This is a genomic window from Bartonella sp. CB10SXKL, from assembly GCF_042195515.1.
Taxonomy (GTDB): domain Bacteria; phylum Pseudomonadota; class Alphaproteobacteria; order Rhizobiales; family Rhizobiaceae; genus Bartonella.
The window spans coordinates 1-17,589 of sequence record NZ_JBHION010000008.1; the positions used below are offsets into that span (position 1 = coordinate 1).

Genomic DNA, 17,589 nt, shown 5'->3' on the forward strand with positions numbered 1-17,589 from the left:
GAGGATTTAGAAGCATTCAAAACATTATTAGAGATGATTAGCGAAGCGCAAAGAAAAGAAAATGCTACTGTTGTAGACAAATGTTAGAAAATCCTATTCCCTCACTTTTATCCACGTATCCCGTACTTTAAAAAAGATATATAAAATCAATAGACTGTGTACAGTAAAAAGAAACATGGTACGCCCAAGGGGAATCGAACCCCTGTTTCCGCCGTGAAAGGGCGATGTCCTAACCGCTAGACGATGGGCGCAAACCAATGATGAGGCTTATAGAGAGGATCTTTTTACTTCGCAAGCCCTCTGTGTCATTTTTTTTGAAAAAAGTGTGTTTTATTGAATAATTTTTGAGAAACTCTTGTTTGAATCATCTTATTTTCTAAGATTTTTTGTAGAAAAAATGTAAAGTTATCATCATTGATAGAAAGTTTTGATGTGGGTATCATCTCAGCAAATGATATTTGCATTTATTTTCAGTTTGAAAAGTAGGCAAAAATGATCAAAACAGCATTTTAAATGTATTTATTTTTTACATATTTTATCGTTTGTTATCTTTGTTGTCACATGAGAATATTATTTAACTTGCTTGAAAGAGCCTTTATACGGAAGATTTCTCATTTGAGCTTATCATAAAGCAAAAACTGTATAATTTATAAAGTAGAAATACAATATTTATTACCAAATTAACAAATAATACCAATCATACAAAAGTTTTTTATGAATAATCCATAGATTACTTACAATTTAACAAAATATAAATAGATACCCGTATAATAAAAATGAAAATATTAAATCAATTTTTATAGAATATATTAAAAATATTTTTTATATTTACTTTTACATGTCTGTAAGAAAGTTAAGATTAAAAACCCTTCATTTGCTCTTTTATATATTGAGAAGGTTCTTGATTTGAAAATGAATTAGCGTGGATAAAGGGTAGATTGAGTTTTTTCTCATTTCAATTCGCTAGTTTTTTAAAGAGGTGGCAATAAGTTGAGATAAAATATTCAAATTTTGAAACTTTATTCTCTATATTTATAATATTTCAGAATTATGGTGTGCGCATATTAAGTTTTGTTTTTTACTTTAATGTAAGGTTCTATTTTGATATATGAGTGCGTTAAGATTTTGCATTAAAGATTTATATTTAAAGCTATGGAATGGTAGGAAGAAATGTGTTATTATGTACTGATCTACTTTATTTTATCCATTCTCTTAATTTATCATATAAAAGAATGTTTTTTGTTCCATACTTGTTGATTTAGAAGAGATGTTTTATTCTTTCTTACTAAGTCTTCAATATTCTTTAACTTGTTATTGATTATTTTTTAGAACTTTTCTTTATGGAAACTTGCATTTATCAGTTTTACAGATTTTCATTCTGAATTAAATATTTTATAAAGATTCTGAAATCTTTGAAGACAATAAATATTATATTTTTAGGAATGTTGATTGAATAAGCGGGGATAATTCTATTGGAAAAAATGAAGTGAATAGAGCGGGGTATTTCTTTTGTTCTTATGGATGTAAATATTCTTTGTGTTGATTGGCACATCATTTAAACGATTTTTCAATGAAGATAGGGATCAGTGGTTAATAATGGCAGAAGCTTTAAAAGTTGGTGTTGCGGGACTTGGTACGGTTGGTACTTCAGTTGTTCGAGCTCTATGTGAAAAAGCGAATAGTTTAGCTTGTCAATGTGGGCGATTCATCAAAGTTGTTGCTGTTAGTGCGCGCGATAAAGGCCGCAATCGTGGACTTGATCTCAGTGATATAAAATGGTTTGACTCACCTGTGGAGTTGGCTGCTTCTGATGAGATTGATGTTTTTGTAGAGTTAATTGGTGGTGAATTGGATGTGGTGTATACCGCTGTTAAGAGAGCGCTTGAGGCGGGACATCATGTTGTAACAGCCAATAAAGCTCTTCTTGCTCGACATGGAGTAGAGCTAGCTATAATTGCAGAAAAAAAAGGTGTTTTTCTTCATTTTGAAGCAGCTGTTGCAGGGGGGATTCCTGTCATCAAAGCGATGAGAGAATCACTTGTTAGTAATCGCATATCGCGAATTTATGGTATTCTCAATGGAACCTGTAATTATATATTAACACGCATGTTTACGGAAGGTCTTTCATTTAAAGATTGTTTAGCAGATGCACAGAGACTTGGGTATGCTGAAGCAGATCCAACTTTTGATATTGAGGGAAATGATACTGCTCATAAATTAGCTTTGTTGACAAGCTTGGCATTTGGAACAGCTATTTCGTTAGATGATGTTTATGTTGAAGGAATTCATAATATTTCGCAAATTGATATTCGAGCAGCTGATGAATTGGGGTATCGGATTAAGCTTTTAGGGGTTGCATTAAAAACGGATTCTGGAATAGAGCAACGCGTTCATCCAACAATGGTACCAGCATCCTCAATGATTGCACAGATAAATGGTGTAACCAATGCTCTTTCTATTCAAAGTGATTTATTAGGTGAATTACTGTTTTCTGGTCCTGGCGCTGGAGGAAAGGCAACAGCATCAGCCGTTATTGGTGATTTGGCTGATATAGCAAAAGCGCGTTCTGGTTTTCAGTATGCACCTGTTTTAAGACGCCCAGCATTAGAACTTGCTCCTCATAAAAAAGCACGTATTTCGCATCATGCAGGTGGTTATTTTATTCGTTTAAATGTTCATGATCGTACTGGTGTTTTTGCCGCGGTCGCAAGGCATATGGCTGATAATCATATCTCATTGGAGTCGATTGTTCAAAGATCTTTTGTAGAAGATCAAATTGAAAAAACAATTATTTTAATTACGCATGAAACAACAGAGGTGAATGTACGACAGGCACTTGCAGAAATTGAAAAAGATGGACATCTTGTTGCAAAATCTCAATTTATTCGTATTGAACCTATGGCAAAGAATTGATAACTTTCTTGATAATAAAAACGCACGCTTGAGTTCTTTTATCTCTTGTGAAAAATTTTCATCTTTGCCAAAAAACTTTATTCTTAGTATTTAATAAGGACTCATATTTTTCTGGTATTCATTCGGTAGGATTTTTTCATATGCCCACAACTCAGAAGATTTTAAATGGACTTGATCGTATTTTGACGCTTGAATTGGTACGTGTTACTGAACGTGCTGCTGTTGCTGCTGCACGCTGGCGCGGACGTGGCGATGAAAAGGCAGCGGATCAGGCTGCTGTAGATGCAATGCGGCAAGAACTTAATCGATTGCCTATTGATGGTACAGTGGTGATTGGTGAAGGTGAGCGGGATGAAGCGCCTATGCTTTATATTGGAGAAAAAGTGGGTCTTCAAAGTGGATTGGCGATCGATATTGCACTTGATCCACTAGAGGGTACAACACTTTGTGCTAAAAATATTGCTAATTCTTTGGCAGTAGTTGCAATTGCTGAAAAGGGTAATCTCCTTTACGCTCCTGATGTTTATATGAACAAAATTGCTATTGGTCCTGGTTATCCAAAGGGAATAGTCGATATAGATGCTTGTCCTACCGATAATATACATGCTCTTGCGAAGGCTAAAGGAGTGGCTGTTAATCAGATTGTTGTTTGTATTATGGATAGACCTCGTCATGAAAAATTGGTTGATGAAGTACGAGCGACAGGGGCGTCGATTCGCTTGATTGGGGATGGAGATGTGGCTGCTGTTATTGATACAACTGATCCAGAAGAAACAGGTATTGATATCTATATGGGGATTGGTGGAGCACCTGAAGGTGTTTTAGCTTCTGCTGCTTTGCGCTGCATTGGAGGACAGATGCAAGGTCGTTTGCTGCTTGATACAGAAGAGAAAATTGCTCGTGCAGCTAAAATGGGGATTAGTGATCCCAATAAGGTTTATACAATGGAAGAAATGGCAAAGGGTGATGTTTTGTTTTCAGCAACAGGGGTGACAGATGGTAATATGCTTTCTGGTGTTAAATTTACACCTCACTACATTCAAACGGAAACTCTCGTAATGCGCGCCCATACGGGTACAGTTCGTAATATTAAAGCACAGCATAGAGATCATTCAAAATTTGATTAATGTTTTCTTTTTTTGTCACTAAAAATAAAAGGAGTTTTTTAGGAAATACGCTCCCATGAAGCTACTTTCATGGAAGCGTTTATAGATATGGGAATACCCTTAATATTATGAGAGCTGCACAGAATGCACCCAGCCATTTTTGTCTTCTATGTTCCCTTTTTGAATGCCAAGCAATTGTGTACGAAGCTGCTTTGTGACTTCTCCAACTGTTTCATTTCCAATAATAAATTCTCCTCCTTTATATCTAAAACGACCAATTGATGTGACAACGGCAGCTGTACCACAAGCAAAGGCTTCTTTAAGGTGTCCACTCTTTGCATCTTCTTGAAGCGCGGCAAAAGAATAAGGACGCTCTTCTATTTTTAATCCCATTTGTTTTGCCAACTCTAAGAGTGAATGACGTGTTATTCCTGGAAGGATAGTTCCATTAAGTGGGGGGGTTACAAGTGTATTATTGTCCATAATAAAGCAGACATTCATACCACCAAGTTCTTCAATCCATTTATGTTCAATCATATCAAGAAAGAGTACTTGGCTACAATTGTTTTCAGTTGCACTTTTTTGTGCAAGTAAGCTTGCTGCATAGTTTCCACCACATTTGGCAGCCCCTGTTCCTCTTGGACCGGCACGACTATAATCTGTTTCAATCCAGACGTTGACAGATTTTTCTTCTCCTTTAAAATAGGATTCAACTGGAGAGGCTATGATACAAAAAAGATATTCTTGAGAAGGGCGGACTCCCAAAAAGTTTTCATTGCCAAACATAAATGGACGGATATAGAGGCTAGCGTTGGGCTGATCAGAAACCCATTTTTGATCAATCTTTACTAATTGATGAACGGCATCCAGAAAAATATCTTTTGGCAATTCTGGCATAGCTAAACGCCTCGCTGATTCTATAAAGCGTTGTGCATTGGCATCAGGACGGAAGAGCAAGATGCGCCCATCTTTTGCACGATATGCTTTTAAACCCTCAAAAATTTCCTGTCCGTAATGTAAAACGGTACTTGCAGGGTTAATTTCTAAAGCTTTGTATTGAGAGATGATAGCATTGTGCCAGCCTTTGTCTTCAGTCCATTGAATAGTACACATGTGGTCTGTAAAAAATTGACCAAAACCGGGACTTTTTAAAATTTCTTCATATTTTTCTTCTGACAGAGGAGATGGGTGTTTTTCTATTTTAAAGGGAAGCGATGATATGGGAGATTTCATAAAAAACCTTTTGAGTATGTTTCATTTTTATTAATAAAAATAATGAAATATTTTGATTATAACTCTATTATTAACAAAACCTTTGTGTCAATGTTTTATTATAGAATACAAAGGGGTTTATTATAGAATTCAAAGGCTAGGGTAGGGTAGATATTTTAATTCTATCCTCGCCTCTTTTTCTCAACTTTATGAAGTAAGCTGGAACTTTTGTCTATAATTATCGTTTTCTCATAATAAGTATCTGAATAATTTCATATATGCATATTTTCTAGAAATTTAAAGGTAAGGGAATTGAGAAAAGGAATCCACTATGATTGATAAAAATTATCACACATATGAAGAACGTATGGCCGCAGAAAGAAAAGGTCGTGAACAACGTGTTTCAATCGCTAAGGGTATTTTTGCTATTCTTCTTGCGATGGTTATTATTTGGTTTATTTTTGGTTTTTTAGGATCTTTTTTTGCAAAATCTCCTGAACATAGTTCGCGTTATAATACTCCAGAAACAAGCCAAAGTGTAACAACGCCCAAAAAAGATTTAAATTCGCTTCCTCCTGTACCTTATACCTATAAGAGTACGGAGTGATTTTTTCATAAATATAATCTTTTAGATAGGGCGAAAATCGACGTAGATTAAGGAATAAAGTCAGCACAAAGACATAAAAAGATTGGAACGATTTTAATTTCTGAAGTTTTTGATAAGTAATTAAATGGTATGAAAATAAATCATGCAACGGTTTTAACAACCGTTGCATGTTTGGTTTAGCGTGTGATGAAGCAGCTTCCACCAGAACTTTTAATGGATTCACAAAGGATTATGGCTTCATTACGGTCTTGCGCTTGAATCCGAACACGGTAATAAGTACCTTTTCCTGGTATAAAAGCGGATTGAATATTTAAAGAACGGGCGCCAATAAGGAATCCAAATTTAGATTTCATATTTTTTAAAGAATTTCTAGCGAGCTCATGCGTTGGTTGAGATGCAAGTTGTACGTAATAACTTTCTGAATTTTGTGCTGCGACTCTGTTTGGTGATGTGGAGCGAGACGCGGCTGGTGTTTCAACTTGTGTATTTCTTTCTGCATGAGAAGGAATAGGGATAAATTTTTCTTCAATATTTGAGCTAGAATTATTTTCTGCGATTATTTTATCAATATTATTTTTAAGATCATGATCTCTTTCTTGGTCGTTTATATCAGAATCATGCGACGAAACAAGGGACGAATCTTGAAGTTCATTAGAAGCTTGATCAATGCTTTCTTCAGATTGAGCAGCAGTTTTGCTGTTTGTTTGATGCGCGGGGGCTAGTGTAACTGTACCATCTTGATTGACAATAACAGTTTGTACTTCTCGCATTGGAATAGTATGGTTTATAGCTTCTGTGACTGCATCTTCAACATCAGATTCATTTAAAGACGATGAGGAAACGTTTGAAGATTCTTCAGGGTTTAATTCTTTTAAATTTTCAGGTTGTTCAGAGTTATCAATAAGAAATTGTTGTGTATTTTCTTGTTTCTCATTTTGTTCAGTTGTTTGTTTATAGATATCTAAATTATGTGCAACATCATTTTTCGTTTCAGTTGTTTCTGGTTTGAATTTAAAAGGCGTATTATCAGCGTGGATAATGACCGTTTCTTCATTTTTTTGTGATGGCATAAAAAAGTGAGAATAACCTGCAAATCCAATTCCTATTAAAATAAGTATAAAAAAACCTTTAATGAAAGTTTTACCAAAAATAAAACTTTTTAAGGGAGGAGGAGCTGATGGATGCGTGGGAACCTCATCTGAGCTTGTGTATGATGAATTCTCGCTAAAAGAGGGGAAATTATATTCCATATTGGCAGAAGAAGAATAGTCGGAATTTTGTTCTTTAGAGTTTATATAAACACCTTCTTTTGAATTTTGCATAGACTGATGAAAAACTTCACTAAAAACTTCATTCTTCTGTTGTTTTTGAGAAAAATTATCTGTTGGAACATTTCCTACATTGAGTACATCAGCAAATTCTTCTTCTAAACCACCATTAGTTGGCACATCATATTCTGGCGCTTCATACGGGACTTCTGGAACCATAATAGGACCAGTTTTTTCTACGATTTCCTCTGAAAATTTATAAGTATCAACATTGGGAGGGGGAGTATCTCTGTGCGTATAGTTATGGGCAAAAAAGCCATCCGTTTGTTTTGTATTTAAAGAGGGTGATGAGGAAAGAAACTCATCTAAATTATTTTCATTATATGAAATTTCTCTATTTGGGTTAGAGGCACCTTCGGCATTATTGATATATTGGGCTCGAGCCTCATCATATATCGGAACTTTTTCGCTATAAGTTTCTTGTTGTGAGGGGGGGGCTTCAAAAAAATGGGGATAATTGGTTGTATGATCTTCTTGTGAAGCCCCCTTTAAATAAGATTGTCTATCAACTGGTGGAGAATCTAAAGGTGAGGAGAAGGTACTTGTTGTTTGATTTATTGCAGTGTTTTGTTTTTCTGACACAAGATTAGAAGATGAGAAAAACTCATTTTCCTCTGTAGAAGAGGAGGCATCAGGATAATCTTTTTTAATCCAATTTTCTTGATCAGCTGAAATTTTATAGGGATGGTTTATAGAAGTGTCATAGAGGTTTGGATTGTCATCATAAGTTTTTTGTATATTCGTAGTCTCAGGTTGTTGTGAATTTATTTGTGAAAAACGATTGGTTTGTTCAACATCTTCTGGCATCTCTCTCTTATTTTCACGCCTTTCAGATTTATCAAAAAAGAAATTTTCTGATTCTGATTGTGACATAAGATTACTTTTTTCAAGAAAAGGATCAGCACTGGTTGCTGTTGTTTTCCGTTGATGTGATTGATTCTTTGGGATTGGTAATGGAGAAAGCTCATCTAAAATTTGTTCTTCATCATGACTGCTAGGTGAAGAATATTTCTCTTCAGATAAATTATTTTGTTTTGAATGGTTGAAAGAAGCAGCTTGTGCAATATTTGAGGCTGTTGCGTTGCTGGTTGCATACAAGTCCCATTGTTTTTTTTGATCATCAAACGGTAAGTCATGTGCTAAATTATTTTCAAGTTCCTCTTCTAGAAAGGACAAATCAAAATCATCATCATGGGATGATATTTCGGGGTGAGATGTTGATCGATCTGTTTTTAAAGAAGATTGCTCATTTTGGTTTCCGCTTTGTTTGTGCGGATTAAAAATGCGCGTAAGCCTTTCTAAAGGATCATGGTGTTCATGATCGTGTTTTGTTTCGTGTAGATTTTTGCGATCGTTATCGCTCATAGCTTTTCTCACATGGTGGTTTGCACTTACGTGCAATCAATGGTTGATTTTGATTTGTTATATTAAAATTATAAATTTTCCCCCTCTCATGCAATGATACATGAAAAAGTTTATCAATAGAGTACCTATTGTATGTATTTATAGAACTTTTTCAACGCATTTCTATGGGTGCTTCGACTCCTATGATGGTAAGCCCTGATGATAAAATATTGATAACAGCTTGTATCAATCCTAATCTTGCAAAGGATAACTCTTTATCATCAGGTTGAATAAAGCGTAAATTGAGATTTTCACTCCCTTTATTCCAATGGGTGTGAAAGCTGGAGGCAAGGTCATAAAGATAAAACGCTAATCGATGCGGTTCCTTATGAACTACGGCCTGTTCAATGATACGTGGATATTCAGAAAGTTTGCGTATTAACAATATTTCATGGTCATCTGTTAATCGATGAAGATAGGCAATCAATGTATCATTTGAAAAGCTTTTAATATGAAGCGCTTCTTGTGCTTGACGAAAGACTGAGTGACAACGTGCACTTGCATATTGTACGTAAAAGATGGGGTTATCTTTTGATTGTTCTGTTACTTTTGCAAAATCAAAATCAAGAGGTGCTTCACACTTACGGTATAGCATCATAAAACGCACAGGATCACGCCCAACCTCTTCGACAACATCCCGTAGAGTGACAAAAGATCCTGCTCTTTTTGACATGCGTACAGGATGACCGTTGCGAAAAAGTTTTACCAATTGACACAAGAAGACACTTAATTTAGCCTTATCCCCAGAAATTGCTTTTGCCATTGCCTCCAGCCGCTTTACATAGCCAGCATGGTCTGCGCCTAGAATATAAATCATTTCATCAAAATGACGATTAAATTTATCCCGAAAATAAGCAACATCAGCAGCAAAATAAGTGTAAGAACCGTCAGATTTGACTAAAACACGGTCTTGGTCATCACCGACATTTGTTGAACGGAACAAAGTTTGTTCGCTTGGTTCCCAGTCTTCTGTATTTTGTCCCTTGGGAGGGGGGAGTTTTCCTTTGTAGATATAACCATTTAAAGTGAGGTCGTTGATGGTGTTACGAATGGCGCGTGCATTATCAGCATAAAGCATTCGCTCAGAGAAAAAGATATCATGATAAATATTAAGAGCAGCCAAATCTTCGCGAATCATGGACATCATTGCATGAATTGCACGTTCTTTCACAAGAGATAAGGCTTCATCTTTATCCATCGTGAGGAGTTGGTCACCAAACTCTTGAGCAAGCGATTGACCCAATGGTATCAAGTATTCTCCAGGATAGAGTCCTTCTGGAATTTCATTAATTTTTTGCCCAAGAGCCTCACGATAGCGCAATAGTACAGAATGGGCGAGGACTTCGATTTGTTGACCAGCATCATTGATATAATATTCTTTTGTAATGTTATAGCCCGTAAATTGCAGCAAATTGGAGAGAACATCCCCAACAACCGCTCCGCGGCAGTGTCCTACATGCATTGGTCCTGTCGGATTTGCTGAGACATATTCAACATTGATGCGTTTTCCTTGTCCCATTGGAATACGACCATAAGAAGTGCCTAATTCAAGCATGGATTTTATAGCATCTTGCCAAAATAATTTTGTAAGCTTTATGTTTATAAAACCAGGACCGGCAACATCTATATTTTCGATAGAGGGATCATTTTTAAGAAGTTCTATGATTTTATCTGCAAGTGCACGTGGATTGATTCCAATAGATTTTGCAAGCACCATAGCAGCATTGGTTGATAAATGACCATGGGAGGAATCACGTGGAGGATCAACAGTGATTTTTGATAAATCTAGATCTTCTCCATTTTTTCCTTTTAGATCAGATAATTCAATTGATCTCTTAATTTTTTTTTCGAAGTTTTTAAAGATATTCATATTTAGCTTCCATGATGATGCCAAAGCCATTAAACGAAATTATCTGTATGGTCAAATAAACGGTGATATTCACGTAGAGCGTAGTGATCTGTCATGCCTGAAAGAAAGTCAGCAATCAAACGTGCTAACTCTTGATTTTTTAAGTGCACTGTTTTGCTCTGCCAACTTTCAGGCATTGTATTTGGATTTTCATAATAACAATTGAATAATTTTTGTACAATGCATTTTGCTGCATTGCGACGACTAAGAACTTGTTCATGATAGTAAAGATTTTTAAATAAAAAGTTTTTTAGTTCTTTTTCATAAACGGTCATTGTTGGTGAAAAGGTGACAATAGTTTGTTTTGCTTGGTGAATATCGTTTATGCTTGTTGGTTTGATGCGTGCTAAATTTTTTTGTGACTGTTTGATAACATCTTCAACCATGGTTGTTATTTGTCTTCGTACAAGTGTGTAACCGCGACGCGTTTGGTCGAGATGGGGATGCTCATCTGTTATATCTTTTAATATTGCTGCTGTTAGTGAAACATGTTCAAATTGATCGAGTGTTAAAAATTGCGAACGTAGACCATCATCAATATCATGCGCATTGTATGCGATATCATCTGCAATAGCAGCACATTGCGCTTCTAGTCCTGCAAAACAATCGAGTGCAAGGTCTTGCTTTGCATTGTATTGTAAAATATCGATAGGAACCTCCTTATTCTTCGCGTGGGGACCTAAAAGGGGGCCATTGTGCTTTACAAGTCCTTCGAGGGTTTCCCATGTAAGGTTAAGTCCATCAAAATTTGCATAGCGCTGTTCTAGTTTTGTTACAATGCGTAATGCTTGTGCATTATGATCAAAGCCGCCATAATGTACCATGGCTTCATTAAGAGCATCTTCTCCAGCATGGCCAAAGGGTGTGTGTCCAAAGTCGTGAACAAGGGCAATGGCTTCGGCAAGGTCTTCATCAAGACACAGGGCACGGGCTAATGTTCTTGCAATTTGAGAAACCTCTATGGAATGGGTTAGGCGAGTACGGTAATGATCGCTTTCATCAGCAATAAACACTTGCGTTTTATGTTTAAGACGTCGAAATGCATTAGAATGGATAATACGATCTCTATCTCGTTGAAAAGGTGAGCGTGTGGTGCTCATCGTTTCATGGTATAACCGACCACGGCTTGTTTGTGGATGAGCACTGTACACTGCTCGAGATTGGTAATTGAAGTTGATATTGCCTATATCCATTGCAAGCTGCCCATTATCATCTTAAAATTGAGAGTGGTTTATGACAAATAAACTGATCTTTGAGTGTGGGATACTCTTTCTTGATGGTTTAATGCAAGGATATATAAAATGAATGTGAAAATTTCAGATGTTGCTGCTAAAAAAATTGCACAGATACTTTTGCGTGAACCCGATAAAATAGCATTACGTATTTCTGTTGAAGGTGGTGGGTGTTCTGGTTTTTCTTATAAATATGACTTGGTTTCTGAAATGTGTGAAGATGACCTCGTTCTCAAAAAAGACGGGGCAGTTGTGTTTATTGATTTACTATCACTTCCTTTCATGGAAGGAGCTGAGATTGATTTTGTTGATGATCTTATGGGGCAGTCTTTTCAAATCCACAATCCCAATGCTGTTTCATCATGTGGTTGTGGTGTAAGTTTCTCAATTTAAAATGATGGCTGTGTGATATTGTTTCTTGAAAAAAAGATCATGTTGGTCAACAATGCAAAAATGGGTATTCTTATAAAAATAGTGCACCGATGTATATGGTTGTGCGTGGTGCTTGCTTTATTGACTTGGAGCCACTGTGCTTTTTCTGAAGCAGGAGAAGGGCAAGATCAGCAGCAGGGACAATCAAGGAGTTTTATTGTAAAGACTCAAGAGCAGGAAAACGAAAATTTAGCATCTCAAACACAACTCATTTTGAATGCTCGATTAACAAATAGTCATCCGGATATTGAAAAAGGGCTTGTCTGGCGGGTTTATGCCCCTATTCTAGGGATTGATAATAAATTACCATTAGTGGCAACCTATAAGGGGGGAAGTGCACGTTTTGATCTCGAACCAGGAAGTTATCTTGTTCATGTCTCATTTGGTCATATGAGTGCTGTGCGCCATATTCGTTTAGAAAATGGGCAGAGTCTTGTAAAAAACTTTAATCTTGAGGCTGGTGGTGTCATTTTAAATGCAACACTGCTCAATGGCGTAATGAATGAAAAGGAACTCCGTTTTACCATTTATGAGGATGAAAAAGAAAATGATGATACGGGAGTGATTATATCAAATGTTAAACCCCAATCAGTTGTGCGTTTAAAAGCTGGCCGCTACCATGTTGCTTCCCATTATGGTTCCATTAATGCGACGGCTCGTTCGGATATTCAAGTGGATGCTGGTAAAATAACAGAAGTTACTCTTGAACATCAGGCCGCTCAGATTGTCTTAAAACTGGTACGGCAAGAAGGAGGGGAAGCGCTTGCAGATACAAGTTGGTCTCTTGCCAATGATTCTGGTGATATCGTTTATGAAACAGTTGGTGCGTATGTTTCACTCGTGTTAGCGGAGGGAGAGTATATTGCAATTGCTAAAAATAAAGATAAAATCTATCAGAAAGTTTTTTCAGTCGTTTCTGGTCATGATGAAGATATAAGTGTGGTGGCGAATGAACAAAATATGCAACAAATTGATGAAGATGTGGATTGATTGTTGTTCATGGGGGTAAGCTATGATGAAAGACGGGGTATGAATTTTGATTGAAATTTCAACAGTTGGTGTGTTTTTTGCTGGGGCACTCTCTTTTTTGTCACCATGCGTTTTGCCATTAGTTCCTCCTTATTTGTGCTATATGGCAGGGGTTGGTATTGATGATTTTCGTTCAGAAAAGCCTGATGAGAAAGTCTTTATACGGTGGGCTTTACTGTCTTCTGTTATTGCTTTTGTTCTTGGGTTTACGACTGTTTTTGTTGCTTTAGGTGCCAGTGCTAGCACAATTGGGAAATTCATCGGTTATTATCGTGATTGGTTTGCTCTTGCTGCTGGAATTGTCATTATTATTTTTGGTTTAAATTTTTTGGGGATTTTCAAAATCGCTTTTTTATTTCGTGAAGCGCGTTTTCAGACCAAAAAAACACCTGCTGGTCCTTTAGGCGCGTATATTATCGGTTTAGCTTTTGCTTTTGGTTGGACACCGTGTATTGGCCCTATTTTAGGTCCTATTATAACGCTTGCTGGAACAAAAGAAACTGTGGGAGAGGGAGCTGTTCTCTTAGCGGTTTATGCATTAGGTCTTGCTATTCCTTTTATGTTAGCAGCTTTATTTTCGAGCAGTTTTATGCGATTTTTAGGAGCTTTTCGTATTCATTTAGGAAAAGTTGAAAAAATTATTGGTGTTTTTCTTATTCTTACAGGGATTTTGTTTTTAACAGGTTCTATGCAGGATCTTTCATTTTGGCTTTTAGAACATTATCCTTCGTTGAGTTATATTGAAGATATTCGTTGGCACAATATTATGAATTTTTTTGGATTTTCTCGTTAGTCTTATGTGTTTTTATGGTTAGAAGTTGTCTTTCTATTGTTCTTGCCGCAGGTGAGGGGACGCGCATGAAATCGTCTCTGCCTAAGGTACTTCATAAAATTGCTGGATTGCCTCTTATATGCCATGTTCTAAAACAAATAGAATTGGCAGGCTCTTCACAATTAGCAGTTGTTGTGGGATTTGGTGCTAAGGAGGTTACGCACGTTGTTCAGTCATTTGTAAAAGATGTAATGATTTTTGAACAAAAAGAGCGTTTAGGAACAGCTCATGCTGTTTTGTCTGCTCGTTCAGCTTTGCAAAAGGAAGTGGATGATGTTCTCATTGTTTTTGGGGATACTCCTCTCATTCAGCAAGATTCATTGCACCAAATGCGTGCACAGCTTGCTGATGGAGCAGATGTTGTTTTTGCAGGTTTTCATACCAAAAATCCAACAGGTTATGGGCGTCTTCTCGAGAAAAATGGTCAATTGATTGCAATTGTAGAAGAAAAAGACGCTAGCGATGAAGAAAAAAAGATTTCTTTTTGTAACGGTGGAATACTCGCTATGCGTGGAAAACATGCACTTTCTCTTTTAGAGAAAGTTGGTAATAACAATGTGAAAAAAGAATATTACTTAACAGATATTGCTTCTCTTGCAACACGCAAAGGATTAGATGTGCGTGTTGTTGAAGTTCCTTTTGAAGATATTGTAGGAATTAACAATGGTCTTGAGCTTTCTGAGGCTGATTCTTTGTGGCAAAAACGTAAAGCGCGCGATTTAATGTTATCGGGTGTTACACTCTTAAAGCCAGAAACACTCTATTTTTCTTATGATACAGAAATTGAACCAGGAGTGGTGATAGAACCAAATGTTTATTTTGGGTTAAGCGTAAAAGTACAATCTGGTGCGGTTATTCATGCATTTAGTTATCTCGAAGGTGCTGTGGTTGGTAGAGATGCACAGATTGGTCCCTATGCACGTTTGCGTCCTGGAACAGAGTTGGCGAAGTCCGTAAAGATTGGAAATTTTTGTGAAGTCAAACAAGCTAAGGTAGGAGAATCTTCTAAAATCAATCATTTAAGTTATATTGGTGATGCTGAAATTGGTGCACATACCAATATTGGAGCCGGTACAATTACTTGCAATTATGATGGATTTAACAAATATAAAACCGTGATTGGTGATCATGCTTTTGTTGGGTCTAATACGGCACTTGTTTCCCCATTGATAATAGGGGATGGCTCTTATGTTGCTTCAGGAAGTGTTATTACTGAAAATATTCCTATGAACAGTATGGCTTTTGGGCGTGCACGACAGGTTATAAAAGAGGGCTATGCGACAAAATTTCGAGAGCGCTTGTTAGAAAACAAACAGAAAAAATGATTATTTTCAGCTTATTCTTTTGTTTCGTGTTAATCTAATGATGGATGGGAGGTTTATTCTTAAAGATTGCCGTACTCCATGTTTGAATTATTTTTATTATTTATAGTTTTAAATAAAGGCTGTTGGATTGTTTTATAAGATTTAAATCTTAAGATGTGGGTTGGAGCTTTTTAATGTGTGGAATTATTGGAATTCTTGGAAAGAGGTGTGTTTCGTCCTCTTTGGTTGAGGGGTTAAAACGTCTTGAATATAGAGGGTATGATTCATCTGGGGTGGCAACGGTCCATAATGGGCATCTTTATCGTGTACGTGCTGAGGGGAAGCTTGTTCATTTAGAAGAAAAATTAAAAAAAACACCTCTGGAGGGAAATTTAGGGATTGGTCATACCCGTTGGGCTACGCATGGAATTGCTGTTGAACGCAATGCGCATCCCCATGTGACTGAAAAGCTTGCGATTGTTCATAATGGTATTATTGAAAATTTTGTAGAACTGCAAAAGGAACTCATAGAGGATGGTTGTATCTTTGAAACAGAGACGGATACGGAAGTTATTGCACATTTAATAACGCGTGCATTAAAAGATGGTCTTTCTCCGCAAGAAGCCATACGTACCAGTTGGAAAAGGCTGCAGGGGGCTTTTGCTATTGCTCTTATTTTCGAAGGTGAAGATAACCTTATGATTGCGGCTTGTTCTGGTCCACCTCTGGCAATTGGTTATGGAAAAGATGAATTTTTTGTGGGGTCAGATGCGATTGCTTTGGCACCATTCGTTGATTATATTAGCTATATGGAAGATGGGGATTGGGCTGTTCTCACACGGGAGGGTGTTACAATTTATGATGCTAATAATCAACCGGTAAAACGTCCTGTGACGACATTACTTGAAGGGGCTTTATTGATTTCTAAGGGTAATCATCGTCATTTTATGCACAAGGAAATGTTTGAACAACCTGAAGTGATTTCTCATAATTTGGCGCATTATCTTGATCTTGGAAATTATGTCGTTCGACCCCTTGAGAATTTGATTGATTGGAAAAATATTCATCGTCTCCTTTTTGCGAGTTGTGGAACGGCTTATTATTCAACCTTAGTTGCGCGCTATTGGTTTGAGAAATTTGCCGCTTTAAGTGTTGATAATGATGTTGCTTCGGAGTTTCGTTATCGTGAACCTCCTATAACGTCTGATGTGTTATCGCTGTTTGTTTCTCAATCTGGTGAGACAGCTGATACATTGGCTTCTTTGCGTTATTGTCGTGAGCGGGGTGTAAAAACAGCAACAATTGTGAATGTAGAGCAATCAACAATGGCAAGGGAGGCTGATTTTATTTTCCCAACACTTGCCGGACCGGAAATAGGTGTTGCTTCAACAAAAGCTTTTACCTGTCAATTGGCAACGCTTGCTTCACTAGCACTTAGTGCTGCTAAACAACGTGGCTATCTTTCGGCTCAAATGGAAAAGAAACTGGTTCAACAGTTGGCAGAAGTTCCACGTATTTTAAATGAGGTCTTAAAACTAGAGAGAAAAATTGAATGTATTTGTCGTGATTTGGTAAATGCAAAAAGTGTTCTTTATCTAGGACGTGGAACTTCTTATCCGATTGCTTTGGAGGGAGCCCTTAAACTGAAAGAGCTTTCTTATATTCATGCTGAAGGTTATGCGGCAGGTGAATTAAAGCATGGACCAATTGCTCTGGTGGATGAGACAATACCCGTTATTGTTGTTGCACCTTATGATCGGTGGTTTGAAAAAACTTTTTCTAATATGCAAGAAGTGGTAGCGCGTAATGGTCGTATTATTTTAATAACCGATAAAAAAGGAGCAGAAGTAGCTTGTCTTAAGACTTTATCAACGATCACTTTGCCAGATGTTCCAGAATTTATTTCTCCTATTGTTTATGCTCTCCCTGTTCAGTTAATCGCTTATCATACGGCTGTTTTATTAGGAACGGATGTTGATCAACCCCGTAATTTAGCAAAATCAGTCACGGTTGAATAAAAGTATATTTCTGAATCTTTTGGAGAATAATCAAGTGTAAGAAATTGATTTATAATGAAATTTATTTTTTCATTTTTCTCTGTTGAACGAGAATACTGAAGAAAAGTTTTTTCTTTCTAAATCCTTTACGATAAAACGAAAAATATTTTCTTACCTGTCAAAAAATAGATCAGTTATGTGAATATAATGGTAAAAAAAGACGCAATATTGCTTCTACTGTTTTAATGCAAGAATAATTCAGATTGAGAGAGAAGATAGTGCTG

General features: G+C 36.6%; 12 protein-coding genes and 1 tRNA gene. 8 read left to right on the forward strand and 5 right to left on the reverse strand.

What is annotated here, in order from left to right:
• Positions 1-176 precede the first annotated feature (176 nt).
• Positions 177-251, reverse strand: a tRNA-Glu gene (locus tag ACFIK3_RS05340).
• A 1,345-nt stretch (positions 252-1,596) separates the two neighbouring features.
• On the opposite strand from ACFIK3_RS05340, the gene ACFIK3_RS05345 reads away from it, so the two are divergent.
• Together ACFIK3_RS05345 and glpX are read left to right on the forward strand one after the other, a co-directional pair.
• Positions 1,597-2,913, forward strand: coding sequence for a homoserine dehydrogenase (locus tag ACFIK3_RS05345; RefSeq protein WP_273791204.1), 1,317 nt, complete (start codon positions 1,597-1,599; stop codon positions 2,911-2,913).
• Between the two features lie 140 nt (positions 2,914-3,053).
• Positions 3,054-4,040 carry a class II fructose-bisphosphatase gene (gene glpX / locus ACFIK3_RS05350; RefSeq protein ID WP_375676351.1) on the forward strand — a complete coding sequence of 329 codons (987 nt, stop codon included), beginning with the start codon at positions 3,054-3,056 and terminating at the stop codon, positions 4,038-4,040.
• A gap of 105 nt (positions 4,041-4,145) precedes the next feature.
• Here the strand turns inward: glpX and ACFIK3_RS05355 are convergent, their stop codons facing one another.
• On the reverse strand, positions 4,146-5,252 hold the full coding sequence (locus ACFIK3_RS05355) for a branched-chain amino acid aminotransferase (protein WP_375676352.1): 1,107 nt from the start codon (positions 5,250-5,252) through the stop codon (positions 4,146-4,148).
• 310 nt (positions 5,253-5,562) lie between these two features.
• Here ACFIK3_RS05355 and ACFIK3_RS05360 point away from each other — a divergent pair, with 310 nt between their 5' ends.
• A complete protein-coding gene (locus tag ACFIK3_RS05360) occupies positions 5,563-5,838 on the forward strand; it encodes a hypothetical protein (RefSeq protein WP_375676353.1) in 276 nt (91 codons plus the stop codon).
• Between the two features lie 176 nt (positions 5,839-6,014).
• Here ACFIK3_RS05360 and ACFIK3_RS05365 read toward each other — a convergent pair whose 3' ends face one another.
• From ACFIK3_RS05365 to ACFIK3_RS05375, 3 genes are all read right to left on the reverse strand, one after another.
• A complete protein-coding gene (locus ACFIK3_RS05365) occupies positions 6,015-8,531 on the reverse strand; it encodes an SPOR domain-containing protein (RefSeq protein WP_375676354.1) in 2,517 nt (838 codons plus the stop codon).
• 151 nt (positions 8,532-8,682) lie between these two features.
• A complete protein-coding gene (gene argS, locus ACFIK3_RS05370; protein WP_375676355.1) occupies positions 8,683-10,440 on the reverse strand; it encodes an arginine--tRNA ligase in 1,758 nt (585 codons plus the stop codon).
• A 29-nt stretch (positions 10,441-10,469) separates the two neighbouring features.
• Positions 10,470-11,672 (reverse strand): deoxyguanosinetriphosphate triphosphohydrolase, encoded by a 1,203-nt coding sequence (locus ACFIK3_RS05375; RefSeq protein ID WP_273791198.1) that lies wholly within the window; start codon positions 11,670-11,672, stop codon positions 10,470-10,472.
• 108 nt (positions 11,673-11,780) lie between these two features.
• Here ACFIK3_RS05375 and ACFIK3_RS05380 point away from each other — a divergent pair, with 108 nt between their 5' ends.
• The 5 genes from ACFIK3_RS05380 (at position 11,781) to glmS (ending at position 17,326) form a co-directional block, all read left to right on the forward strand.
• Positions 11,781-12,104 carry an iron-sulfur cluster assembly accessory protein gene (locus ACFIK3_RS05380; protein ID WP_273791197.1) on the forward strand — a complete coding sequence of 108 codons (324 nt, stop codon included), beginning with the start codon at positions 11,781-11,783 and terminating at the stop codon, positions 12,102-12,104.
• A 39-nt stretch (positions 12,105-12,143) separates the two neighbouring features.
• Positions 12,144-13,133 (forward strand): carboxypeptidase regulatory-like domain-containing protein, encoded by a 990-nt coding sequence (locus ACFIK3_RS05385; RefSeq protein ID WP_375631277.1) that lies wholly within the window; start codon positions 12,144-12,146, stop codon positions 13,131-13,133.
• Between the two features lie 43 nt (positions 13,134-13,176).
• On the forward strand, positions 13,177-13,965 hold the full coding sequence (locus tag ACFIK3_RS05390; RefSeq protein ID WP_375631278.1) for a cytochrome c biogenesis CcdA family protein: 789 nt from the start codon (positions 13,177-13,179) through the stop codon (positions 13,963-13,965).
• 14 nt (positions 13,966-13,979) lie between these two features.
• Entirely contained in the window at positions 13,980-15,329 is a 1,350-nt protein-coding gene (gene glmU / locus ACFIK3_RS05395) for a bifunctional UDP-N-acetylglucosamine diphosphorylase/glucosamine-1-phosphate N-acetyltransferase GlmU (RefSeq protein ID WP_375657879.1), read from the forward strand.
• 173 nt (positions 15,330-15,502) lie between these two features.
• Positions 15,503-17,326, forward strand: coding sequence for a glutamine--fructose-6-phosphate transaminase (isomerizing) (glmS, locus tag ACFIK3_RS05400; protein WP_375676356.1), 1,824 nt, complete (start codon positions 15,503-15,505; stop codon positions 17,324-17,326).
• The last annotated feature ends 263 nt before the right edge of the window (positions 17,327-17,589 follow it).